The sequence below is a fragment of the Streptomyces sp. NBC_00306 genome (assembly GCF_036169555.1).
GTDB classification, from domain to species: domain Bacteria; phylum Actinomycetota; class Actinomycetes; order Streptomycetales; family Streptomycetaceae; genus Streptomyces; species Streptomyces achmelvichensis.
Window position 1 is genome coordinate 5,443,850 of record NZ_CP108032.1, and the last position, 24,716, is coordinate 5,468,565.

The following is a 24,716-nucleotide window of genomic DNA, read 5'->3' on the forward strand; positions in this document are numbered from 1 at the left end:
AGGGCGGTCCGCGACGCAACATATCGCGTCTTCTGGTCGATACGATATATCGCGAGATCGGGATGTCAAGCGCCTGCGCGAAGCCGGCTGAAGGCGCGCCTGGCGGGGCATGAGACGTCAAAAGTGGGCAAAGTGCCCTAGCGTGAGTCGCATGAACGCGACACCCGTGGGGGCGCTGCTGTTGTGCCGGACCGACCCCTCCGCCGTACGGCCGGCCGCCCAGTTGTTGCGTGAGCAGCAGCTCCTCGTCGCGGCCGGTGACGACTGGAGCGTCCTCGTCCCCGACGGAACACCCTGGCAGCAGGCCGGCGAGCCGGTCGACCAGGTGCTCGGCGGCTGGGCCTCGGCCGTCGCCATCGGTACGAACCGGCCGGCCCTCGCCGTGTGGTGGGACGGCGACCGGGCCGGCTTCACACTCGCGTCCGGTTTCCGCAGGCCCGTGGGGTACGTGTGGCTGGGGGACGGGACGCCGGTGGGCGAGGACGAGGCGATGCGGACCTTCGCCGCTCGGCTCGGGCTGGATCCCGTCCTCGATGTGCAGGCGCTGGAGCCGCTGACCCTGCCGGACCCCGTCGCGGACGCCCAGTCGCGGCTGTTCGGCCTGCTCGCGGTGCTGGCCAGGGCGGGTCTCGATCTGCCCGAGGGGCTCGCGCCGGGTGAGCCTGCCGAACGGCTCCGGTCCGTCGCGCGGGCGATCGGCGCGGAGACCGTGGAGTGGTCGGGCTGGCGCGACGCGGTTCGGGCGGAGTTCCATGCCGTCGAGGAGGGCGTGCTCGGCCACAGACGGCCGGGCCCGACGGTGCGTGTGGTGGGCCTGGTGGAGATGGCCGCGGGCCTGCCCCTCGTGGCGTGGGGGCTGCGGCGGGGGAGCGGCGGCTGGCTGGTGGCCGGGGCCGTGCTGATCACGCACGGGGCGCTGGCGCTGACGTACGACCGGATCCGCGAGCAGCCGCACACCCCGCCCCGGTAAACCCGCACCCCGCGCCGTACCGCCCGTACCGTGCGAGCGCTACGGGGTCGCTGTCACGACCGCCCGGCTACTCGTCCTCGTCGTCCAGGCGCGCCAGCCACGTCGCGAGGCGCTCCACCGGGACCTCGAAGTCGGGATTGAGGTCGACGAACGTACGCAACTGCTCGGCGAGCCACTCGAAGGTGACCTCCTCCTCGCCGCGCCGCTTCTCCAGCTCCTCGATACCGCGATCGGTGAAGTACAAGACATGCTCCTGGGACGGATGGGGGACTACCTCCTCAGATTACGGCGACTTCCCGCTCTCCCCCGCAACCGGACGGGCCGGTAACGTCGTCGCCCTTCGCACAGCGCCCAACTGCACCGGCACAAGGCCGAGTCGGCCGTCAGAACGGGGGAGCCGTGAACGGACGCATCCAGCACATCGAACTTCCCGGGGGAGCCGTCGTGCTCGCCCGGCTCTCCACCGCGGGCGGGGGTTACGGCGAGGACGACGAGGACGTCGGCTTCGTGGAGAACGCCACCGCCAAGGTGCGGCAGCTCCACGAGCTGATCACCGAGGTCGGGGCATCCGTCCTGGAGGCCGCGGCGGCGGCTCGTCCCGACGAGGCGAGTGTCTCCTTCGGCGTCGAGCTGACCGCCAAGTCGGGCGTCGCGCTCGCCGTGCTCGCCGCGGGCGAGGCCAAGGCATCCGTGCAGGTCACGCTCACCTGGCAGCTCAAGGACCAGCCCACGCAGCCCGCCCCGTCCACTCCCGCCGGCTCCCACGTACCCGCCCCCGCGCCGCCCGCCCCGCCGGCCCCTCCCGCCGGCGCGCACCCACCCGCCCCCACCACACCGCCGCCGCCCCCGGTACCGCATGAGTGACACCGAGTCCGACTCCGTCATCGACGCCCTCACCCGTGCCGCGACCGTCCACTTCTCCTCCGCGCGCGAGGGCGAGAGCGCCATGTGGGGCAGCGGGTTCTTCGTCGCGCCCGGCTGGGTGCTGACCTGCGCGCACGTGCTCGCGCCGCATCTGCGGGGCGACCGCGGACGCGTCTTCCGGCTCGGCGGCAGCGAGGTCAACGACGGCGAACCGCTGGAGGCCCGGCTCGACCGCTGGCTCCTCGACGGCGAGCCGCGCTCCGAGCAGCGGGTGCCCGTCGAGCAGGACCTCGCCCTCGTCCGGCTGCTGGATCCGGACGTCGAGCACGAGTGCGTCTGGCTCACCGACCGCACGGACTATCCCGGCGGGCAGGGTGTCGTCCAGGGCTACCGGCCGGAGCATCAGGAGGAAGGCTCCGCCCCCGTCGTACGCAGGGCCGCGCGCTGGAAGGCGACCGCCCGGATCAACGGCTTCGACGACGACTACGGCATGCGCTTCCGGCCCGAGGCGGAGTTCCCCAAGGGCGGCTCCGGATCGCCCGTTCTCGACGCCCACACGGGCGCCGTCGTCGGCGTGCTGAAATCCCGCAGGGCGGGCCGGGACGGCGGTATGGCCATCGCGGCCACCGCCCTGCGCCGGTTCGGCCCCGCCTATCAGGCGCTGATGGCCGCGCACGACCGCTGGCACGGCCAGTCGCCGAAGGTCGGGGGACACAACTGGATCGAGCGCCAGCACCAGTTGCCGGGCGCGGGCGTGCACACCGGCGGCGACCAGTGGAGCCCCCGCGACCGGCGCGAGGCGCTGTTCCTGCTGTCGGGGGTGCGCCCGCCCGACGGCATCCGGCCCGTCGTCGAACTCGCCAAGAAGGCACGTGGCGGTGTCGCCTCCCCGCCCGGCCAGCTGCTCCCGCACGCCTGGCGCGACGGACACGGCCTGCTGTACGAGGCGGGGCAGCCCGTCGCCGCCATCGCCGCGCTGCACTACCTCCAGCTGGTCGTGGAGTACGAACGCAGCCGCGGCGGTGACCCCGCGCAGCTCGCCGACTGGGTGGCGCACCGGCTCCAGGACGTCCCGCGGATCGTGCACACCGTCGTCACCCAGGCCACGCTGCCGCCCCGGCTCGTCCCCGCCCGCGGCCCGGACGGCCGGGACGGGGCCGTGGTCCGCTACCCGGGACCCGGCGACGGCTCGACCGTCGTCATCGTCGAGCTGGATCCGGTGTGCGACGCCCCGACGGCCCGGTTCTACTGGCGCATCCGTGTCGATGACGGCCAGGACGTCAACGAACCGCTGCACGAGGAGCAGACCGGCGACGGTGTCCCGCCCGAACAGCTCGTACGCCGGCTGCGCGGACCGCTGGACGAGGTCTTCGCGTCGGTGGACGCCCCCGGTGCGCCCGCACCGCTCGAAGTCGCCCTGCCCGTCGACCATTTCGACACCGCCGTGCACCGCTGGCAGCTCACCGAGATGGCGCGGCTGCACCATCCTGCGTATGTCGGTGTACGGCGGATGGTGGTGCTGCGTGACCTTCTGAGACGAGGCAGACCGGACGGCACCTGGCGGGCCCGCTGGGAGGCGACGGTGGCCGCCGGGGCGCTGACCGCCGTCCGTACGCCACCGCCGCGGCAGGTCCCACGGGCCCGCCACTTCGCGGACATGCCGCCCTCCGCGGTGCCCGTCCTGTGCAGACCCGCAGGCAGCGGCGTCGGACGCCGCGCGATCGGGCTTGCGCTGGACGCCGGGCACGGCGTCGCGCTGTGGCACACCGACGGTCATCCCGAGCACGGCTGCACCGAGTTCTGCGAGGAGATGCACGACGGCGCGGCCGCGCTCCTCGCGCAGACGGCGGGCGCACGTGAGCTGCCCGACCGGTTGCGCCGTATCAGGGACGACATCAGCGGATCGAGGAACGGCGGACACTGGGCGGAGGGGGTGGCCATGCTGTACGACGACCCGACCCGGCCGCTGCCCGCCGACGACAACGGACCGGTGGACTCCCCATGAGGAGCGGCACCGGAGCAATGGGACGGCGGGTCGCTGGGTACATACCCGGCGTGGTCCGCCACGGTGCCCACCGGCCGCCGACGAGGAGCGAGCGATGGACGACTGGCTGATCTACCGAGGTGTCGGTGCACCGGATCCCGACCGGATCCGCCGGCTGCCGCCGCCCCCTCCCTGGCGTGCCTTCTCCGGCGAGCCGCTGCCCGATCCGCCGCCCCCCGTGGACAGTTCGTCCACCCGGCGGCTCGGCGCACGTGTCGAGGCGCCGGGTGCCCAGGACGCCGAAGCGCTCGAACTGATCAACGCCGCCCTCTACCTGCGCCGGCCGCTCCTCGTCACCGGCGAGCCCGGCTCCGGCAAGTCCACGCTCGCGCACTCCGTCGCGTACGAACTGGGCCTCGGCCGCGTGCTCCAGTGGCCCGTCGTCAGCCGCACCGAGCTCAAGGACGGTCTCTACACCTACGACGCCATCGGCCGGCTCCACGACGCCCAGCTCGCCGAGCGCCACTCCGACGACATCGGCCGGTACATCCGGCTCGGACCGCTCGGCACCGCGCTGCTGCCGTCCGAGCGGCCGCGGGTACTGCTCATCGACGAACTCGACAAGAGTGACATCGACCTGCCGAACGATCTGCTGAACGTGGTGGAGGAAGGGGAGTTCGCCCTTCCGGAGCTGGAGCGGATGGCCGACCGGCCCGGCCACGGCGAGGTCCGGGTGCTCTCCGACGACGGCCGCCGGGTGCCCGTCCGGGACGGCCGGGTGCGCTGCGCCGCCTTCCCGTTCGTCGTGATGACCAGCAACGGCGAGCGCGACTTCCCCGCCCCGCTGCTGCGCCGCTGCATCCATCTGCACCTCGATCCGCCGCGTGACGAGCGGCTCGCCGCCATGGTGCAGGCCCACTTCGGTGCCGGTGCCGACGAGCGGAACCTCGATCTGATCGGCCGGTTCACCCGCGAGGACGGCGACGGCGAACTGCGCCCCACCGACCAGCTGCTCAACGCGATCTACCTCACCCAGCACGCCGTGCAGGCGGAGCCCGGGCGGCGGGACGAGGTCGCCGAACTGCTGATACGTCCGCTCGACATCCGGCAGCGGTGAAGCCGTGCACTCCGCGGCCCTGACCGCGCTCGTGGCGCGGCTGCGCGAGGCGGAACTGAATCCGACCGCCGAGGAGCTGGCGGACGCGCTGTGGCTGTCGCGGTACGTACCCGCGGCCCGGGCCGGCACGGCCGAAGCACCCGGCCCCACGCTGCCGTCCGGATCTGCGGACCCGCCGTCCGCCGGCCCCCCGGAGCAGCCGGCCGTCTCCTCGCCCGGAACCCGCCCTCCTGCGCGGCCCGCAACCGGTCTGTACGGGCCCGCCCAGCCGGACACCGTCGCCGGGTCCCTGCCGGAGGGGGCCGCGCGCAGCGTCCCGGTCCCGGCTCCCGCGGCGCTGCCCGACACCCTTGATCTCCAGCGTTCCCTGCGCCCGCTGCAGCACTACCGTCCGCCCATGCGGCTCATCCGCCGGGAGCTCGACGAGATCGCGACCGCCGACCGGGCCGCCGAGACCGGTCTGGTGGTGCCCGTGCTCCGCACGGTCCGGCGGCGTCAGGCCCGGCTCGCCCTCGTGATGGACGAGTCGTCGTCGAACGTCGTGTGGAGCACCGCACTCGAAGAGCTGCGGGAGCTCTGCGAACGTGCCGGGGCGTTCCGCGAGGTGGCCGTGCACCGCCTCGGCGAGCACCGGCCCGTACCGGCCCAGCTCGGCGATCCCACCGGGCGGCAGCTGACCGTGGTGCTCAGTGACTGCGCGGGCCCGCTGTGGCGCAGCGGCCGGATGCAGCGGCTGCTGCACATCTGGGCGTCGACCGCGCCCGTCGCCGTCGTCCAGCCGCTGCCGCAGCGGATGTGGGGGCGTACGCATCTGCCCGCACGGCCGGGACTGCTGCAACGGCGCGAAGGGCCGGCGGGGCGGCTGGAGTTCACTCCGCGGCTCGGTGCGCCCGGCCCGGCGGACGGCATCCCGGTCCCCGTTCTCGCGCTGCGCCGCTCCTCCTTCGAGGCCTGGACCCGTCTGATCGCGGGCGCGACCGGGCAGTCCATGAACGCCGCGGCCGCGCTGGTCCTGCCCCGCCACGAACCCGCCGCCGTCCGCCCCCGCGCGGCCCGGCGCATCGACCCCGCCGAACGGGTGCGGGCCTTCCGCAGAACCGCGTCGCCCGCCGCAGCCCAGCTCGCGGTCTATCTGTCGGCCGTTCCCCTGGTGCTGCCGGTGATGCAGCTCGTCCAGCGCGCGATGCTCGTCCGCAGCGGCCCGGACGTCCTGGCGGAGGTGCTGCTGAGCGGGCTGCTGCGGAGGGACCCCGAGGAGACGGCGGCCACCACGGGCCCGCAGGAGGGCGGCCCGGCGTACGCCTTCCTCGACGGCGTCCGCGAGGAGCTCCTCGGCCAACTGGGCGCCAGCAGCGCGTCGCTGGTGCTCAAGCACTGCTCGGAGTACGTCGCCTCCCGCTACGGACGCACCGTGCGCAACTTCCCCGCGATGGCCTCCGCCTTCCTCGCCGGATCGGTGGATCCGCACCCGCCGGCCCCGGCCGCCGGTGACAACCGCGGCCTGTGGGCCTTCGCCCAGGTCTCCACCCAGGTGCTGCGCCGCCTCGGCGGCCCCCAGCCCGCCGTGACCCCGGGGCCGACGACGGAGGGCCCCGCGGCGCTCGTCGCGAAGGCCCGCAGCTGCCTGGCCCACTTCGGCCAGTACGGCACCGTACGGGACCTGGACGCGGCGATCAGGCTGCTCGGGTCGGCGACCCAGGCGGAGCGGCGGACCGGTGAACGGGCCGCGCTCTACGGCGAACTGGCCGAGGCGCTGCTGCGCCGCTGGCTGGTGCGCCCGCTGCCGGAGGACCTGCCCGAGGCCCTGGAGGCGGCGCAGAACGCGATCTCCGGCGGGGCTCGGGCCTACCTCACGCTGGCGCAGGTCCTGGAGGCGATGGCGGAGGAGGTGTCCGCGGGTCGGCTCAGCCCCAAGCTGATGCCCGAATGGGTATGGGTGCAGGCGGGCCCGGCCGGTGACGACACCGACCTGGTGGCCGCCGTGCTGCTGTCGACCGCCGACAGCAGCCTCGCCGAACTCACCGGTGACCCGGCGCCGTGGGACACACCGGCCGCTCTCGTGCAGGCGGCCGCGTCCGCCAGGATCCGGGTGCTGCGACGGCTGGCCGTGACCGGCGCGCCCTACGGGCTGCGCGGACCGATCGGGCCCGAGGGCTTCTTCACCGAGTCCCTGCACACCGCGCTCGGCGTCGTGGAACTGCTGCTGGAGGGCGAGCGCCGGGAATCGGCCCTGCTGCTGCGCGGCGGGCTCCTCCTCGACCTGGCCCGCCACCACCGGGGCGAGGGCCCGGTCCCGCGCGTGGCCGGCGATCACGACCTCGCCGCATCACGGACCTTCGCGGAACAGGCGGACGAGGACCTGCACGCGGGCATCGACGCCATCGACTGGGAGAGCGTCGAGCAGAGCGCCCTGTGCCGCGCCTGGCTGGACTACGCCGACGCCATCGAGTTCGCCCACGAACACCTCGACGACGACGCCCGGCTGCGTATCCTCCAGGCCCTCGACCAGGCACGCCAGCACACCGGCCGGGACGAGGAGACCCAGGCGGACATCCTGCTGCGAATGGCCCGGGTGCTGGAGCAGCGGTATGTGTCCACCGGTGGCTGGGCCCACCGTGATTCCGCGGTCGCGGCCTGGACCGAGGCGCTGCCCCTGCTGCCGTGGCGTGACCCGAGCCGTGCGCTCGTCCTCACCTCCCTCGGCCGCCAGTTGACCGAGCGGGGCGTGGACAAGGACGCCCGGGCCGACATCCAGGCGGCCGTACGGGCGCTGCGTGGCGCCATCGAGGAGACCCGGCCCAGCGACCCCGAACTCCCGCGCCGCCGCGCCCTGCTGGGGCTGGCGTACATCGAACGGTTCCGCGCGGAGGGCACGGTCGCCGACCTCCACGAGGCGGACTGGGCGCTCGGCGCGGCGGCCCGGGCGGCGACCGACCCCGAACTCGCCGCACACGCCTGGTGGCACCGCGCGGTGGCGGCCGCCCTGCTGTCCGGGCGTACGGCGTCCGCGCACCCGCTCCACCGCGACGCCGTCGCCCACGGCCGGCGGGCACTCGCGGAGGCCGGCCCGGTGCTGTTCGACCAGTTGGTCAACGCCCAGTGGCTGCGGGCGGGCCGGCTGGAGCGCACCGCCGGTCCCGAGCGCGCTCTGGAGGAGCACCGGGCAGTGGTCGCGGTGCTGGCGCGGGTCCGGCCGGCGGACGCGCCGGGTGTGGAGCCGTTCCTGCGGGAGATCGAGCGGCTCGAAGACGGCGGATAGGAACGCCGGAGGGCCCGGACCGCATCGGGTGATGCGGTCCGGGCCCTCCGTGCGGAACCGGTCCCGACGACTAGGCGTCGAAGACCTCGTCGACCAGCTGCTGCTGCTCCGCCTGGTGGCGCTTGGCCGAGCCGACCGCCGGGGACGAGCCGTGCGGACGCGAGATGCGGCGCAGACGCTCGCCGTGCGGGATGTCCGCACCGACGGCCAGGTCCAGGTGGTCGATCAGGTTCAGCGCGATGAACGGCCACGCACCCTGGTTCGCCGGCTCCTCCTGCGCCCAGAGGTACTTCTCGGCGTTCGGGAACTTGGCGATCTCTGCCTGGAGCTCCTTGCCCGGCAGCGGGTACAGCCGCTCCAGACGCAGGATCGCGGTGTCCGTGACGCCGCGCTTGACCCGCTCGGCCTCCAGGTCGTAGTAGACCTTGCCGGAGCAGAAGACGACCTTGCGGACCGCGTTCGGGTCCACCGACTCGTCGCCGATCACCGGGCGGAAGCCGCCGTTGACGAACTCCTCCGCCTTCGACGCCGCGGCCTTCAGACGCAGCATCGACTTCGGCGTGAAGACGATCAGCGGCTTGTGGTGCGGGTTGTGGACCTGCCAGCGCAGCAGGTGGAAGTAGTTCGACGGCAGGGTCGGCATCGCGACCGTCATGTTGTTCTGCGCGCACATCTGGAGGAAGCGCTCGGGGCGCGCGGAGCTGTGGTCCGGGCCCTGGCCCTCGTAGCCGTGCGGCAGCAGCAGCGTGACGCCGGAGGTCTGGCCCCACTTCTGCTCGGCGGAGGAGATGAACTCGTCGACGACGGTCTGCGCGCCGTTGACGAAGTCACCGAACTGCGCCTCCCACATGACCAGCGCGTCCGGGCGGGCCAGCGAGTAGCCGTACTCGAAGCCCATCGCCGCGTACTCGCTGAGCAGCGAGTCGTAGACGTTGTAGCGGGCCTGGTCCTCGGAGAGGTAGAGCAGCGGGGTGTAGTCCTCGCCGGTCTCCTGGTCCACCAGCACCGCGTGGCGCTGGCCGAACGTGCCGCGGCGGGTGTCCTGACCGGACAGCCGGACCGTGGTGCCCTCCATCAGCAGCGAGCCGATGGCGAGCGTCTCGCCCATGCCCCAGTCGATGGTGCCGTCCTCGACCGACGCCGCACGGCGCTGCATCTGCGGCATCAGCCGCGGGTGCACGGTGACGTGGTCGGGGATGTTGACCTGGGACTCGGCGATCCGCTTCACGACCTCCTGGGAGACCGCGGTGGTGAGGGCCACCGGGAACTCGGCCTGCGCGTCCGGGACATGCGCCGGGGCCGGCAGGCTGGTCGCCTCGCGGACCTCCGCGAAGACCTTCTCCAGCTGGCCCTGGAAGTCCTGGAGCGCCTGCTCCGCCTCTTCCAGCGTGATGTCGCCCCGGCCGATCAGCGACTCGGTGTAGAGCTTGCGCACCGAACGCTTCTTGTCGATCAGGTTGTACATCTGCGGGTTGGTGAACTGCGGGTTGTCGCCCTCGTTGTGACCGCGGCGGCGGTAGCAGATGAGGTCGATCACGACGTCCTTGTTGAACGTCTGGCGGAACTCGAAGGCGAGCCGCGCGACGCGGACCACGGCCTCCGGGTCGTCGCCGTTCACGTGGAAGATCGGCGCCTCGATCATGCGGGCCACGTCGGTCGCGTACATCGACGAACGCGACGACTCCGGGGCGGCGGTGAAGCCGACCTGGTTGTTGATGACGATGTGGACCGTGCCGCCGGTGCGGTAGCCGCGCAGCTGCGACATGTTCAGCGTCTCGGCGACGACACCCTGGCCGGCGAAGGCCGCGTCACCGTGCAGGGCGACCGGCAGGACCGTGAAGTCCGTGCCGCCCTTGTTGATGACGTCCTGCTTGGCGCGTGCGACACCCTCCAGCACCGGGTCGACCGCCTCCAGGTGGGAGGGGTTGGCGACGAGCGAGACCTTGATCTGCTCGCCGTCCAGACCGGTGAAGGTGCCGTTGGCACCCAGGTGGTACTTCACGTCGCCGGAGCCGTGCATCGACTTCGGGTCGAGGTTGCCCTCGAACTCCCGGAAGATCTGCGCGTACGACTTGCCGACGATGTTCGCGAGCACGTTCAGCCGGCCGCGGTGGGCCATGCCGATGACGACCTCGTCCAGGCGGGACTCGGCGGCGGAGTCGATGACCGCGTCGAGCAGCGGGATGACGGACTCGCCGCCCTCCAGCGAGAACCGCTTCTGACCGACGTACTTGGTCTGCAGGAACGTCTCGAACGCCTCGGCGGCGTTGAGCCGGCGCAGGATCCGCAGCTGCTCCTCGCGCTCGGGCTTGGTGTGCCCGCGCTCGACGCGGTCCTGGATCCACTTGCGCTGCTTCGGGTCCTGGATGTGCATGAACTCGATGCCGGTGGTGCGGCAGTACGAGTCGCGCAGGACGCCGAGGATGTCGCGCAGCTTCATCATCGACTTGCCGGAGAAGCCGCCGACCGCGAACTCGCGCTCCAGGTCCCACAGCGTGAGCCCGTGCTCGGTGATGTCCAGGTCGGGGTGCTTGCGCTGGCGGTACTCCAGCGGGTCGGTGTCGGCCATGACGTGGCCGCGGACCCGGTAGGAGTGGATCAGCTCGAAGACCCGGGCGGCCTTGGTGACGTCGTCGTCGTGGCTGGCGTCGATGTCCTTGAACCAGCGGACCGGCTCGTAGGGGATGCGCAGCGCCTGGAAGATGTCGTCGTAGAAGCCCTGCTCGCCGAGCAGGAAGTTGGCGACGACCCGCAGGAACTCGCCGGAGGCGGCGCCCTGGATGACCCGGTGGTCGTACGTGCTGGTGAGGGTCATCACCTTGGAGATGCCCAGGCGGTTCAGGGTGTCCTGCGAGGTGCCCTGGAACTCGGCCGGGTAGTCCATGGAGCCGACGCCCATGATGACCGACTGCCCGGGCATCAGACGCGGCACCGAGTGGACGGTGCCGAGGCCGCCGGGGTTGGTCAGCGAGACGGTGACGCCGGTGAAGTCGTCCATCGTCAGCTTGTTGTTCCGGGCGCGGCGGACGATGTCCTCGTACGCCTGCCAGAACTCGAAGAAGTTGAGCGTCTCGGCCTTCTTGATGGCCGCGACGACCAGCTGGCGGTCGCCGTTCGGCTTCACCAGGTCGATGGCGAGGCCGAAGTTCACGTGCTCCGGCTTGACCAGGGTGGGCTTGCCGTCCTTCTCCGCGAAGGAGTAGTTCATCGACGGCATGGCCTTGAGGGCCTGCACCATCGCGTACCCGATGAGGTGGGTGAAGGAGACCTTCCCGCCCCGGGCGCGCTTGAGGTGGTTGTTGATGACGATGCGGTTGTCGAAGAGCAGCTTCACCGGGACCGCGCGCACGGACGTGGCCGTCGGCAGTTCCAGCGAGGCGTTCATGTTCTTCGCAACGGCGGCCGAGGGGCCGCGCAGCGTCACGTACTCGGGTCCCGAGGGGGCCTCGGTGTCCGGTGCGGCCTTCGCGGCCTCCGCCTTGGCGGGTGCGGCCTTCGCCGGCGCGGCCTTGGCCGGAGCGGGCTGCGCCGCCTTGGGCGCGGCGGCCGGGGCCGCCTTCGCCGCGGGAGCGGCCTGGGCCGGTGCGGCGGGCTGCGCGGACGGGGCCTTCGCGGCGGGTGCGGCCTGCGGAGCGGCGCTCACGCCGTTCGCTGCGGCACTGCCGGTCTGACCGGCGGTACCCGCAGCCCCCGCGGCTGCGGTACCGGGCTGCGCGGGAGCAGCGTCCGCGGCCGTGCTTCCGTCGGAGGGCTTCGCCGCCGTGGCGGCAGAGCTGCCGCCGCCAGGCTTGTAGTCGGCGAAGAAGTCCCACCAGGCGCGGTCGACGGAATTGGGGTCCTGGAGGTACTGCTGGTAGATCTCGTCGACGAGCCACTCATTGGGCCCGAATGCGGCGGCAGGGTTCTCGCCCTGCGCGCCTTGGTCGGTCGAGATGCTCGAGTTACTGGGGGACTGAGACGACACGGCGGCAACCGCCCTCTTCCGCTTCACAAGGTGATGGACAGCGGGAATTAAGGCTACGCCTCCCTGGCCGGGAGATGCAGGCCGGGCTGGTCATCGTCGCGCAAGTCACACCGAAAGGCGGGTTTCGGGGCTGACAATGGCGGGAAACAAGCACGGTTCGACCGCGCCACGGGTCGGCGACACCGTGGCCGTGGCCCTCCGGCCCGCCGTAGGAACGGCCGCGCGGGCCCGTCCTCACAGAACATCACGCTGAACAGCCGGTTCCGGTTCGAACCCTACGTCAACCGCGTGGCGACGGGATTCCCGGAAGGGTGACCCGGATCCGGCAGCCGCGGGCGGATTCGGCCACGCCGATGCGCCCGCCGTGCAGATCCACCGCCCAGCGCGCGATGGCCAGGCCCAGACCCGTACCGCCGTCGCTGCCCTTGCCGTGCGGGGCCAGGATGCTGCCCCGGTTGAACCGCTCGAAGACCCGGTGGCGCTCCTGCTCGGGAATGCCCGGGCCCTCGTCGACCACTTCCAGGTCCAGCGACTCCGGCTGGGCGCCGCGCCGTGCCCGTACCGTCACCCGGCCGTGCGGCGGCGAGTGCTTCACCGCGTTGTCGATCAGATTGGCGACCACCTGGTGCAGCCGCTCGGCGTCCGCGTGCGCGGTCAGCTCGGGCGGTGAGACGTCCAGATGGAGATGCACGTCGGTACGGGTGTGGTTGCCCGAGCCCGAGGCCACACGGCGATGGGCGGCGGCCAGGTTGGCCTCCTTCAGTACCCCGGAGAGATACGGCCACACCTCGAAACGCCGGGCCCTCAGGGGCACGACCCCGTTGTCCAGCCGGGACAGGTCCAGCAGCGTCTCGACCAGCCGGCCCAGCCGCTCGGTCTGCTTCAGCGCCGTGCGCATCGTCTCGGGATCGGCCGCGGACACCCCGTCGACCACGTTCTCCAGGACGGCCCGCAGTGCGGCGATGGGGGTCCGCAGCTCGTGCGAGACATTGGCGACCAGTTCCTTGCGGTGCCGGTCCACCGCCTCCAGGTCGTCCGCCATGCGGTTGATCGTCGAGGCGAGGTCGCCGAGCTCGTCACGGCGGTCGGCGCCGCTCACCCGGCGGGTGTAGTCACCGTGCGATATGCCCTTGGCGACGGTGTTCATCTCGTCCAGCGGCGCGGTCAGGCCGTGCGCCACGAACTGGGTGATCAGCAGCGTGGCTATCACCGAGAAGACCGTGATGAAGCGCAGCTCGGTCTGTGTGCGCAGGGCGACGACGAGCAGCCCCGTGGTGATGAAGACCGAGACGACGACGAGCGCGCCGAGCTTGGTCTTGATCGAGATCGACAGGGAGGCGGACCGCAGCCGGTTCAGCCGGTCGGGGCGGCCGGGCGGCTCGTCCCGGAGGCGGCGCCTCATGGGGCAGGCGTCTCCAGGGCGTATCCGACGCCGTGCACCGTACGGATCCGCTCGGCGCCGATCTTCCGGCGCAGCGCCTTGATGTGGCTGTCGACGGTGCGGGTGCCCGAGGCGTCGGCCCAGTCCCACACCTCCGCGAGGAGCTGCTCGCGGGACAGGACGGCGCGCGGGGTGTTCGCGAGGCACACCAGCAGATCGAACTCGGTGGGCGTCAGGTGCACGTCGTCACCGCGGACGCGCACGCGGCGCTGGGCGTGGTCGACCTCCAGCTCGCCGAGACGCAGGATCCCGCTGCGCGGTGTCACCGCGGCGAGCGCGGCACGCTCCACCCGGCGCAGGAGCACATGTACCCGGGCCGCCAGCTCACGCATCGAGAACGGCTTCGTCATGTAGTCGTCGGCGCCGACGCCCAGCCCCACGAGCATGTCGGTCTCGTCGTCGCGGGCCGTGAGCATCAGCACCGGTACCGGGCGCTGCGCCTGGACCCTGCGGCAGACCTCGAGACCGTCGAAGCCCGGAAGCATCACGTCGAGGACCATCAGGTCGGGCTGCCAGGCCTCGGCCGCGTCGACGGCGGCGGGGCCGTCGGAGGCCGTCTGGACGAGAAAGCCCTCAGCCCGCAGCCTGGCGGCGATGGCGTCCACGATGGTCGAGTCGTCCTCGACCACCAGCACCCGGCGCTGAGCGCCTGGCGTGGCCGCGACGCCGTTGTGCGTGGTGTGTGTCTGCTCCATCGCCCGCCCCTGTACGCGTTCTCGCGAGTTGCATCTGGTTATTTGATCCGGTGTGTAGGTGAGCAGCGTAAAGGCAGTCACGGCGTCCCGGCTACGCAGGGCTAACGGCGAGATGGACCACGTCAGGTACGCCTCGGGCAAGGCGGATCTCTTCGGTTCTTACCCCGGTGAATCCGGCATTCCGCAACGCATCCTCAAAAGCCGGAGACGGCTGGGCCGACCACACGGCCAGTACTCCACCGGGCGTCAACCGGGCCTGGCAGGCGGCGAGTCCGTCCGGGGAGTAGAGGTTCTCGTTGTCGTCGGTGACGGTCCAGTCGGGTCCGTTGTCGATGTCCAGGCACAGGGCGTCGTAGTGATCGGCGGACTCCCGCAGATGCGTGAGGAGGTCCGTGTGCAGGATCACGCAACGGGGATCGCCGAGTGCCCCGCCGGAGATCCGGGCGAGCGGTCCCGTGCGGTGCCAGTCGATGACCGCTTGCTCGCGCTCGACCACCGTGATCCGGCGCCAACGGGGGTCGGCGGCGGCGTGGGCCAGCGAGAAGCCGACCCCGAGCCCGCCGATGAGCAGGGCGGACGGATGTTTGCCATTGGCCGTGAGCGCCTCGCTCGCAGCGTCCACCAGCAGCCGTTCGGAGCGTCCGTCGGAGGTGTCCATCAGGAAGCACCCGTTGGCGATGATCTCGTGATGCTCCCCGCGCTGCCGCAGCACGATCTCTCCGTAGGGCCCCTCGCGCCGGTCGAGGGTGACGGGAGTTTCGGCGTCGGCGTGCAGCGGCATGGCAGTACCTCCGGATGGCTGGCCGTCGATGGCGTCGACCATGCTTGCGGGACGGCGCGACCGGGACAAACCGATATTCCGGAGCGCGGGCCCGAGGGGCTCCTGCCCCGTGCAGGCGCCCGCACGCGTGCGGTGTTCGCGCCGACGGCGAACACGCGCGTCACGGCGGGGCCCGGCGGCCGGGTGCGCGGCCCGCGACGCACGGACGAGGGCGGAGGTTGCCTCGTGTGGCGTACGTCATAGACGCGGGTCACGCTGATCGCATTGGGTGGGGTTTTGTTCGGGGGCTTGGCGAAAGGGGCCTCACGCCGTGCATCAGCACACGAAGGGCGACCGGACCAGGCGCGACCGGACCAGCGCGGGCGACGGAGCCGCGCGCCCCCGCACCACGCCGGTCCAGGCTCATGGAGGCCGTATCGATCCGGTGCTCGGGGAGCAGGCCGCGCTCACGGAGCTGCTCCCCGCGATTCCGGCGCAGCGGACCGGGCCCGTACGCGCCGCACAGCCTGCCGCCGTGGCCATTCCGGCCGCCGGCCCCCTGCGGACGCCCCGGTGGCGGCAGGCTCTGCGGCTGCTGCCCACTCCGACCGGCACTCCCTTCACCTTCGGCTACCTCCTCGTCCTGCTCGCGACTTCCCTCTTCGCCCGCTACGGGGACCCCGCCACCGTCTCCGCGCTGTTGCACGGATCCAGCACCGATGTCGCCCATCTGGCGGACAGGCCGCTGCTGGTTCTCGGCGCGAGCGCGCTGTGGATCGCCGGCGGTCTGGCGTCTCCGTACGCCATCGCCTTCGTCGTCGTGCTGACCGCGCTGGAACGCCGCATAGGCGGTCCGCGCACCGCTCTCGTCTTTCTCGTCGGCCATGTCGGCGCGACCCTGGCGACCGAGGTCCCGGTCGGTATATCCGTGGCGGCCGGTCATCTGCCCGCCACCTCGCTGCACCGGCTCGACTACGGCATCAGCTTCGGGCTGATGGCGAGCATCGGCGCGCTCGCCGGACTGCTGAGCCCCGTCCTGCGGGTCACGGTCCTCGGCTTCGTCTCGATAATGCTTCTGCAGGATCTGCTCGCCTTCACGGACCCGCTCACCGACTGGGGCCATCCGCTCGCCCTGCTCGCCGGTCTCGCCTGCTGGCCCGCCGTCCGCCGCTGGGCGGGAGGCACCGCGGGCCGTACGCCGGTGCCGGTCTGATCCGGGCGGCCCGTACGCCGGTCCCGGTCTGATCCCGGCGGCCCGTACGCCGGTCCGGTCCGGTCCGGGCCGTACGCCGGTCCCGGTCCGGCAACCGGACCCGGGTGCCGGCCCTACCGCTCGGGCAGGGCCGCGATCACCTCGCGCAGCCTCGGCACCTCGGCGGTGTCGTCCGTCGTGACCGTGTGGCCGGCGTGGGTGATCCGGTAGGTGAATCCGTCCATGACGGGGCTCCCGGTCGCCGTGCTCGGCAGCCGGGCGAAGTCGGCCCTCTTCAGGGCCCCGCGCAGTTCGGCCAGCTCCGCCGGGCTCATCCGGCCGGAGCGTTCCGCCCCGGTCTTCGACGTGGTCGTGTAGGCGCCGTCCTCGCGGACCACGAGCCGGTTGTGGACACCGGCGATCCCGCCCGTGACCGTCATCGCGACCAGCTGCCGTCCGGCGGCCGGGGGTGGCGGGGCGGGCGCCGACGAAGCGGGCGGCGGTGAGGGCTGCGGAGGCGGAGAGGTCCGCGAAGGAGGGGCCGGCGCAGAAGAAGCGGACGGCGGTGAGGCGGAAGAAGGCGAAGAGGCCGGCGAACTCTGCGGGCCGCCCGCGCCGTCCGTGCCGGCCTCGGCTCCCGAGTCCCCGCCCTGCCCGCATCCCGCCGCGAAGGCCATGAGGGACACCGCCACCAGTGCCCCCGCCGTGCCGCGTCCGAGTCGTGTCATCGGCCGCCCACCTCCCTCGGATCGCTCCGCCGGCGTCCGGTGCTCCGCTCAGGAGGGCTGAGCTCCGGCCGTGGTCCGTCGCCGCAGTATGGGCGACCGGGCGGTCCCGTCGAGGGCGATTCGGCTGAGAAGCCCCCTGCCGGTCCGCTGCCCTCTCCCTCACCTGGAGGGCTGATCGCTGAGAGCGAACAGAGGCCGGGGAACATCTGCGGCCCCCCACGCATTGAGTCGACATAGCTCAACTTCACTGCCTAAGGGGAGATCATGGCTTTGACGTCCACACCACTCACCCTGCCCGTGCTGCCGCTCGATGACGAGGTCGTGCTGCCCGGAATGGTGGTGCCTCTTGACCTTTCCGACACCGACGTACGCGCCGCGGTGGAGGCCGCACAGGCCGCTGCCCGCTCCAGTGGGGCAAGCAAGCCACAGGTGCTTCTTGTTCCTCGGATCGACGGCCAGTACGCCGCCACCGGCGTGCTCGGCACCGTCGAACAGGTCGGCCGGCTCTCCGACGGCGACCCCGGTGCCCTGATCCGCGGCCGCGGCCGCGTGAAGATCGGCGCGGGCACCACCGGCCCCGGCGCCGCTCTGTGGATCGAGGGCACCCGGATCGAGGAGACCGTTCCCGACCCGCTGCCCGGACAGGTCACCGACCTGATCAAGGAGTACAAGGCGCTCGCCACCGACTGGCTGAAGAAGCGCGGCGCCTGGCAGGTCGTGGACCGTGTCCAGCAGATCGACGACGTCTCGCAGCTCGCGGACAATTCCGGCTACTCACCTTTCCTGACCACGGCCCAGAAGATCGAACTGCTCGACACCGCCGACCCGGTGGCCCGCCTCAAGCTCGCCACCGAGCAGCTGCGCGAGCACCTGGCCGAGCAGGATGTCGCCGAGTCCATCGCCAAGGACGTCCAGGAGGGCGTCGACAAGCAGCAGCGCGAGTTCCTGCTGCGCCGGCAGCTCGAAGCCGTGCGCAAGGAGCTGCGTGAGCTCGACGGCGACGGCGCCGAGGACGAGTCCGACGACTACCGGGCCCGTGTCGAGGCCGCCGACCTGCCCGAGAAGGTCCGCGAAGCGGCCCTCAAGGAGGTCGAGAAGCTCGAGCGGTCCAGCGACCAGAGCCCGGAGGGCTCCTGGATCCGGACCTGGCTCGACACCGTGCTCGAACTGCCGTGGAACGAGACGACCGAGGACGCGTACGACATCCAGGGCGCCAAGGCGATCCTGGACGCCGAACACGCGGGCCTTCAGGACGTCAAGGAGCGGATCACCGAATACCTGGCGGTGCGCAAGCGCCGCGCCGACCGAGGACTCGGTGTGGTCGGCGGACGGCGTGGCGGCGCGGTGCTGGCACTCGTCGGCCCGCCCGGCGTCGGCAAGACCTCGCTCGGCGAGTCCGTCGCACACGCGATGGGACGCAAGTTCGTCCGGGTCGCGCTCGGCGGCGTACGCGACGAGGCGGAGATCCGCGGCCACCGGCGCACCTACGTGGGCGCGCTGCCCGGCCGGATCGTCCGCGCCATCAAGGAGGCCGGGTCGATGAACCCGGTGGTCCTGCTGGACGAGATCGACAAGGTCGGCTCGGACTTCCGGGGCGACCCGGCGGCCGCGCTGCTCGAAGTCCTGGACCCGGCGCAGAACCACACGTTCCGCGACCACTACCTGGAGGTCGAACTCGACCTGTCCGACGTGGTGTTCCTCGCCACGGCGAACGTCCTGGAGGCCATCCCGGAGGCCCTGCTCGACCGTATGGAGCTGGTCCGGCTGGACGGCTACACCGAGGACGAGAAGGTCGTCATCGCCAGGGACCACCTGCTGCCGCGTCAGCTGGAGCGGGCGGGCCTGGAGCCCGGCGAGGTCGTCCTGGAGGACTCGGCACTGCGCAAGCTGGCCGCCGAGTACACCCGTGAGGCGGGCGTGCGGAACCTGGAGCGCTCGGTGGCCAGGCTGCTGCGCAAGGTGGCGGCCCAGCACGAACTGGGTGAGCGGGAACTGCCGTTCACCGTCGGCTCCGAGCAGCTGCGCGCACTGGTCGGACGGCCGCACCACGTGCCCGAGGCCGCGCAGGACCCGGCCGAGCGCCGTACCGCGGTGCCCGGTGTGGCCACCGGTCTCGCCGTCACCGGCGCGGGCGGCGACGTGCTCTTCGTCGAGGCGTCGCTGGCCGACCCGGAGACGGGCGGCTCCGGACTGACCCTGACCGGTCAGCTCGGTGACGTGATGAAGGAGTCGGCGCAGATCGCGCTGAGCTTCCTCCGCTCGCACGGCGCCGAACTGGAGCTGCCGGTCGCCGACCTGAAGGACCGGGGTGTGCACATCCACTTCCCGGCGGGCGCGGTCCCCAAGGACGGCCCGAGTGCCGGCATCACGATGACGACGGCGCTGGCGTCGCTGCTCTCCGGACGGCTGGTGCGTACGGACGTGGCGATGACCGGTGAGGTGTCGCTGACCGGACGGGTGCTGCCGATCGGCGGTCTGAAGCAGAAGCTGCTGGCCGCTCACCGGGCGGGTACGACGACGGTCGTGATCCCGAAGCGGAACGAGGCCGACCTGGACGACGTCCCGGCCGAGATCCTCGAGAAGCTGGAGGTGCACCCGGTGACGGATGTCCGGCAGGTGCTGGAGATCGCGCTGGCCCCGGCGGAGGTCGCCGTGACCGTGGCGGCCTGACGGAAGTCCGGTGACGCGGGAGCCCCGGGCGGAGGGAACACCCCTTCGCCCGGGGCTCCGTGCTGTCCGCCCGTCCCCCGGTCAGGCCTTCGCCGCCTTGTCGTACAGCCTGCGGGCGTCCGCGGTGAAGCGGACCGCCGTCGACTCGCGGTCCGTCTGTCCGCCGCTGGTCACGCCGATGATCCGGCCCGGGTGTTCGGCGTCGCGGTAGTCGGCGAGCCAGGGACCGCCGCTCGTGCCGTCCCAGAAACCGGCGCACTCCATCCGCACCGACACGTCCAGCTCCGGGTCCTGCCGGGTGTCGGTGGTGCAGGAGATGGGCCGGTTCTGCGGGTTGTGCTCCGCGTTGGGGTAGCCGACGACGGTCACCCGGCGCTCGGCCGGGGAGGCCCAGTCGGCGGGGGTGCCGCCCACGACGTCCTGGACGTCGCGGCCCTTCGCATCGGGTTCGAGCGTGAGGAAGGCGTAGTCGACGGCATCCGAGGCGTCGGTGTTCCTGCGCCAGCGGTCGTCGACCTGGATGGCGCGGACCTTCCACCGCCCGTGGGGCGCCTTGCCCTTGCCCGGGCCGGTGAAGCCGGGCGCGAAGGTGACGTTCTCCATGTAGCTGCCGTACTCGAAGACGCAGTGGGCCGCGGTGGCGACGACATTGCCCCGCGGGCTGTCCACGACGCTCGCGGAGCAGTAGTGCACGCCGTCCTCGTCGAGCAGCACCCCGGCAGAGGCCGGCCCGGCGAACGGCGCCGCCGACGACTGCGGCGAGGGCCCCGGCGGCAGGGGCGGGGGACCGCCATCCGTGTCGGGAGTGGCCGAGACCGGACCACCGCACGCCGTCACGGCCGTGAGCAGCGCGACGGCCGGCCACCTCGGCAGCCTCTTCGGGAGAGCGAACCACGTCATCCGGCCATCTTGCCCGCCGACGGCGGTGAGTCCAGCGATCACCCAGGAGCCGGTGATCACACTCCCCGGGCCTCTCTCACCGTGTCGGTCCGCGCCGGCCTCGGCTCCGTCAGTCCAGCCAGCCCCGCAACGTCGCCTGCGCGCCGGCCTGGAAGCGGGTCTCCGCGCCCAGCGTCGCCAGTAAATGGCTGATTCTGCGGCGGGCGGTGTGCACATGGACCCCGAGCCGGCGGGCGATCGCCTCGTCCTTGAGGCCGGCCGCGAGCAGACCGAGGAGTTCCTTCTGCGCCTTCGGGAGTGTGCAGTCCTCGCCGTCCGGGCCGCCGAGGGGCGTGGCGCGTTCCCAGACCGTCTCGAAGAGGGGGACCAGCGCGTTGTGCAGCAGGGCGTCGCCGATGACCAGGGCGGTGGCCCTCGGGTCCGCCGCGTCGGTCGGCGGGAGCAGGGTGATCCGGCGGTCCACACAAATCAGTTTGGTGGGGACGGCGGTCGTGACCCGGGCCCGCAGGCCCCGTTCGACCAGTCCGGCCACCGAGCTCATTCGGCCCGGTGTCGCGAGTCCGTCCCGGTCCAGGACGGTCCGTACCTCGATCCCGCGGTCGAGGAGTGCTTCGATCCCGAGCCCGGACCGCCCGGCACTGCCGTCGCGCGGGCCCTTCACATATGGCGGGCGGTCGAGGATCGCGACCTCGCGCTCCGCCGACGCCAGCAGGTACTCCGCCCGTTCGCCGATCGCCCGCGGACCCGTCACCACCTCGATCCCGCCCTCCGGGGCGGTGGGTGAGCCGGACATCAGCCGTCCGGCGATCCGGTCCGCGGTCATACGTAATCGCTCCAGCTCGGCCGAGCGAAGATGCAGTTCGGCCTGGCGGCGGTGGATGAGCGTACGGATCGCGGCGGCGGGCGCCGCAGGGTGCGGCAGCGCGCCGTCCCCGTCGGCCGGGACGGCCAGCCCGTGTTCGACGAGATGCCCGAGCGCCACGTCGAGACGGTCGCGCGGCAGTCCCAGGAGACGGGCCAGCTCCTCCGCTTGGAGTCCCCGTTCCTTGAGCAGTGCTTCGTAGGTGCGTTCCTCGGCGGCCCCCAGGCCGAGGGTCTGCAGTTCCCCCTCGCTCATGCATCGGATTCTCACCTTGTCTTCACGGGCCACACAAGTGTGCGTGTCCACTTGTCAACACGTCGACCACATTGATCGGTTGGCGCCTCACAGGTTGCATGGCCATGACCACCTTTACGGCTTGACCAGCACGTGGGAGGGGTACGAACTGTGCGCAAGGCCAGAACAAGCACACGGAGACCGGGAGTTACCAGGGGGACCGGTCTCGCCGCGCTGCTCGGCGCGGCAGGGCTGCTGCTGACGGCGGTACCGGCTCAGGCGGCCACCCCGCCGGCTGCCGCACCGCCCGCCGACGTCCTGCCGGGGGCAGGCACGGCCACCCCGTCGCTCGTCGACGGCATCAGGGAGGCGGCGGACGCCAAGGCGAGCCCCGCGGACGCGGCCCGTGGCCATCTGGACGCCAAGGAGAGCCGCTACCGGATCGCGGACGCCCGGCGCGACCTCGCTCCGGTCGCGACCGTCGAGCGCGGCAAGGAAGAAACCGTACGGCTCCAGCAGAAGCACCACGGGATACCGGTGTTCGGCGGGCAGTACGTCGTCCGCATGGAGCACCAGGCCGGCAAGCGGGTCGTCACCGGCACCTCCGGCAAGTACTTCACCGGTCTGAAGACCGGCACCCAGGCCACGGTGAGCAACGAGACCGCCGTGCGACGGGCGGTCGCCGCGACGGCGGCCCGGCTCGGCGGCAAGACGCTCAGCAAGGCGGACGCCATCCGCGCCAAGGGCGCCCAGTCCGCCCGCGCCGCCGCTCTCACCGGCTCGGTCGCGGGCCTCGTGGTGATCCCCCGGGGCGAGGGCGTCCTCGCCCACCAGGTGACCGTGCGCGGCACGAACCCCACCACCGGTGAACCCGTGCTCCAGCAGGTCTTCATCGACGCCCGCGCCGGCTATCCGGTCCTGCAGTTCAGCAGCATCAAGACACTGGCCGAGCAGCGCAACGGCGCGTCGGGCACGGCCCCCAAGGCGGCCGCGCGAGGAGCCGGCTCCGCCACGGCGGACGCGATCCCCGGCTCCGAGGGCACGGGCGTCAAGCTGGACGGGACCAAGGTCGGCCTGAATCTCGTCTTCGACGGGAACGCCGCCAAGTACCTGATGAGCGACACCGAGCGCATGGCGGCCGGCAGCAAGAACACGCTGACCACCTGGGACGCGCGGCAACTGGACGTCAATGACGTCCTGGGTGTCTGGCCCGGCGGCATCAAGGAGTTCGCCGACCCGTCGAAGGACGTCGGCAAGGAGGCCACCGACGCCGGCGCGGTCGACGCGCACTGGGCGGCCGGCCGGGTCTACGACTACTACCGCGACGCCCACGGCCGCGACAGCCTCGACGGGCGCGGGATGACGGTCAACTCCCTCGTCGGCGTCACCAGCTTCGGCTTCCCGTACGTCAACGCCTTCTGGGACGGCCAGAAGATGGTCTACGGCGGCGGCGACGAGGAGTACAAGCCGCTCTCCGCCGACCTCGACGTGGTCGGCCACGAGATGACCCACGGCGTCGTGGAGAACACCGCCAACCTGGTCTACGCGGGCCAGTCCGGCGCCCTCAACGAGGCCATCGCCGACTACTTCGGCAACGCCATCGACCTGGCCGCGTCCGGCGCCTCCATGGACGACCCGGACTCGGGTCTGATCGGCGAGGACCTCTGCCGTACGGCGGCGCCCCGCGCCTGTGCGCTGCGCGACCTCAACGACGGTGCGCAGACCTCGAAGAACTTCCTCGGGGTCACCTACTCCACCGACAACGGCGGAGTGCACCTCAACTCCACGATCTTCTCCGGTGCGTTGTGGGACCTGCGCCAGGACGTGGGCGGCGAACTCGCCGACCGGATCGTCTACAAGGCGCTCGCGGAGTACCTGACCCCCCTCGACGGCTTCACCGACGGCCGCAACGCCGTCCTCGCCGCCGCCAAGGACCTGGGCGTCAACGCCAAGCAGCTGAACGCCGTGAAGCGTTCCTTCAACGCCCACGGCATCGTGGCGGGCTGGGAGGACGCCCTCGGCGTCGACTCCGACCAGCTGCTGGGCAAGATCAACACCACCGGCACCGGCGCCCAGGCGGGCGGCGGCCAGTGGGTCGTCTCGCAGTCCAACGACGAGGGCTCCGAGCCGTACTCGGTCTACACGGGCCGCACCGACGGCAAGGGCGCGGCGAAGCTGGTCAGCCCGAACGACGGCCGCTACCACGTCTACCCGGCCACCGACGGCAAGACCGTCGTGTGGGCGGCGTACGGCACCACCAGCCTGGACATCCTGTCCCGGCCGGTCGCCGGCGGGCCGATCAAGAAGCTCTACACCTCGTTCAGCGACATCAGCGGACTGCGGGTGGAGAACGGTGTCGTCGTCTTCGAGACGTCCGGCATCTTCGGCGACCGCCATGTCAGCTATCTGCGTCCCGGGGACACCCGGCCCACGCTCGTCGACGGCGGCGGCTTCGACATCCTGACCGCCCTGCCGGCGATCAGGAACGGCAAGCTCTCCTACGCCAAGCTGTATCCGACCCCGGACGACTACAAGCTCGGCGTCGAGATCCTCGACCTGAAGACCGGCAAGGCGGCCCTGGCCCAGCAGCTCGGCGAGCCGCAGATCCTCGGCCAGACCGGGGTGAACGCGACCCACGCCTTCTGGCTCGTGGACGAGAACCTGAACGACGAGGGTCAGATGGGCATCCGCCGGTCGGCGCTGGACGGCACCGGCACGGTCGACATCAGTGCGGAGCGCAAGCCGAAGGCGCTGGTCTCCTTCGACCTCACGGTCTCCGACACCGCCGTCACGGTGAACAGCCAGCTGCCCGACCTGGCGCTGCGCAACGAGACGCTGCCGAAGATCTGGCAACTGACCACCGACGGCTCACAGCAGGACCGGCTGTCCTGCAACCGCGGTGAGCAGATCTCCCCGGCCGCGGTCTCCGGCCGCCAGGTGGTCTGGATCGACGGCACCACCGGCTGGACCGACCTGGTCACCCGGGACCGTCCCGCGGGTCAGTGCGGCTGACCTGCTCGCACGGATGACATGAGGGACTGAGGGACCCCCGGCGCCCGTGCGCCGGGGGTCCCGC

At 72.0% G+C, this 24,716-nt stretch carries 16 protein-coding genes; 8 read left to right on the top strand and 8 right to left on the bottom strand.

Going from position 1 to position 24,716, the window contains the following annotated elements:
- Window positions 1-151: 151 nt before the first annotated feature.
- Complete coding sequence (locus OHA05_RS24450; RefSeq protein ID WP_328861716.1) at window positions 152-970, top strand: hypothetical protein; 819 nt, start codon at window positions 152-154, stop codon at window positions 968-970.
- Window positions 971-1,037: 67 nt separating this feature from the next.
- On the opposite strand, the gene OHA05_RS24455 is transcribed toward OHA05_RS24450, so the two are convergent.
- Complete coding sequence (locus OHA05_RS24455; protein WP_097878907.1) at window positions 1,038-1,214, bottom strand: DUF6104 family protein; 177 nt, start codon at window positions 1,212-1,214, stop codon at window positions 1,038-1,040.
- A 155-nt stretch (window positions 1,215-1,369) separates the two neighbouring features.
- On the opposite strand from OHA05_RS24455, the gene OHA05_RS24460 reads away from it, so the two are divergent.
- The 4 genes from OHA05_RS24460 (at window position 1,370) to OHA05_RS24475 (ending at window position 8,194) form a co-directional block, all read left to right on the top strand.
- Entirely contained in the window at window positions 1,370-1,834 is a 465-nt protein-coding gene (locus tag OHA05_RS24460) for a CU044_2847 family protein (protein ID WP_328861717.1), read from the top strand.
- On the top strand, window positions 1,827-3,839 hold the full coding sequence (locus OHA05_RS24465; RefSeq protein WP_328861718.1) for a VMAP-C domain-containing protein: 2,013 nt from the start codon (window positions 1,827-1,829) through the stop codon (window positions 3,837-3,839). Before OHA05_RS24460 ends, OHA05_RS24465 begins: the two co-directional genes overlap by 8 nt.
- Window positions 3,840-3,933: 94 nt before the next feature.
- The gene (locus OHA05_RS24470; RefSeq protein WP_313944163.1) at window positions 3,934-4,935 is read left to right on the top strand and encodes an AAA family ATPase; all 1,002 of its coding nucleotides are present in this window, start codon (window positions 3,934-3,936) and stop codon (window positions 4,933-4,935) included.
- A gap of 4 nt (window positions 4,936-4,939) precedes the next feature.
- Window positions 4,940-8,194 carry an SAV_2336 N-terminal domain-related protein gene (locus OHA05_RS24475; RefSeq protein ID WP_328861719.1) on the top strand — a complete coding sequence of 1,085 codons (3,255 nt, stop codon included), beginning with the start codon at window positions 4,940-4,942 and terminating at the stop codon, window positions 8,192-8,194.
- A 70-nt stretch (window positions 8,195-8,264) separates the two neighbouring features.
- Here OHA05_RS24475 and OHA05_RS24480 read toward each other — a convergent pair whose 3' ends face one another.
- The 4 genes from OHA05_RS24480 to OHA05_RS24495 all read right to left on the bottom strand — a co-directional run bounded on the left by OHA05_RS24480 (window position 8,265) and on the right by OHA05_RS24495 (window position 15,075).
- Window positions 8,265-12,158, bottom strand: a complete 3,894-nt coding sequence (locus OHA05_RS24480) for a multifunctional oxoglutarate decarboxylase/oxoglutarate dehydrogenase thiamine pyrophosphate-binding subunit/dihydrolipoyllysine-residue succinyltransferase subunit (RefSeq protein WP_313944161.1) — start codon at window positions 12,156-12,158, stop codon at window positions 8,265-8,267.
- 280 nt (window positions 12,159-12,438) lie between these two features.
- Window positions 12,439-13,560 carry a HAMP domain-containing sensor histidine kinase gene (locus OHA05_RS24485; protein ID WP_313944160.1) on the bottom strand — a complete coding sequence of 374 codons (1,122 nt, stop codon included), beginning with the start codon at window positions 13,558-13,560 and terminating at the stop codon, window positions 12,439-12,441.
- A complete protein-coding gene (locus tag OHA05_RS24490) occupies window positions 13,557-14,294 on the bottom strand; it encodes a response regulator transcription factor (protein WP_313944159.1) in 738 nt (245 codons plus the stop codon). Before OHA05_RS24490 ends, OHA05_RS24485 begins: the two co-directional genes overlap by 4 nt.
- 91 nt (window positions 14,295-14,385) lie before the next feature.
- Window positions 14,386-15,075, bottom strand: coding sequence for a spermidine synthase (locus OHA05_RS24495; RefSeq protein WP_313944158.1), 690 nt, complete (start codon window positions 15,073-15,075; stop codon window positions 14,386-14,388).
- A 310-nt stretch (window positions 15,076-15,385) separates the two neighbouring features.
- On the opposite strand from OHA05_RS24495, the gene OHA05_RS24500 reads away from it, so the two are divergent.
- Complete coding sequence (locus OHA05_RS24500; protein ID WP_443043754.1) at window positions 15,386-16,267, top strand: rhomboid-like protein; 882 nt, start codon at window positions 15,386-15,388, stop codon at window positions 16,265-16,267.
- 113 nt (window positions 16,268-16,380) lie between these two features.
- On the opposite strand, the gene OHA05_RS24505 is transcribed toward OHA05_RS24500, so the two are convergent.
- Window positions 16,381-16,974, bottom strand: a complete 594-nt coding sequence (locus OHA05_RS24505) for a hypothetical protein (RefSeq protein WP_328861720.1) — start codon at window positions 16,972-16,974, stop codon at window positions 16,381-16,383.
- A gap of 264 nt (window positions 16,975-17,238) precedes the next feature.
- Here OHA05_RS24505 and lon point away from each other — a divergent pair, with 264 nt between their 5' ends.
- On the top strand, window positions 17,239-19,644 hold the full coding sequence (gene lon / locus OHA05_RS24510) for an endopeptidase La (protein ID WP_328861721.1): 2,406 nt from the start codon (window positions 17,239-17,241) through the stop codon (window positions 19,642-19,644).
- 81 nt (window positions 19,645-19,725) lie between these two features.
- Here lon and OHA05_RS24515 read toward each other — a convergent pair whose 3' ends face one another.
- Both OHA05_RS24515 and OHA05_RS24520 read right to left on the bottom strand, forming a co-directional pair.
- Window positions 19,726-20,544: a trypsin-like serine peptidase gene (locus OHA05_RS24515; RefSeq protein ID WP_328861722.1), complete on the bottom strand. Its 819-nt coding sequence runs from the start codon at window positions 20,542-20,544 to the stop codon at window positions 19,726-19,728.
- A gap of 109 nt (window positions 20,545-20,653) precedes the next feature.
- Entirely contained in the window at window positions 20,654-21,661 is a 1,008-nt protein-coding gene (locus OHA05_RS24520) for a helix-turn-helix domain-containing protein (protein WP_328861723.1), read from the bottom strand.
- Between the two features lie 150 nt (window positions 21,662-21,811).
- On the opposite strand from OHA05_RS24520, the gene OHA05_RS24525 reads away from it, so the two are divergent.
- Complete coding sequence (locus OHA05_RS24525) at window positions 21,812-24,652, top strand: M4 family metallopeptidase (RefSeq protein WP_328861724.1); 2,841 nt, start codon at window positions 21,812-21,814, stop codon at window positions 24,650-24,652.
- Window positions 24,653-24,716: the final 64 nt, after the last annotated feature.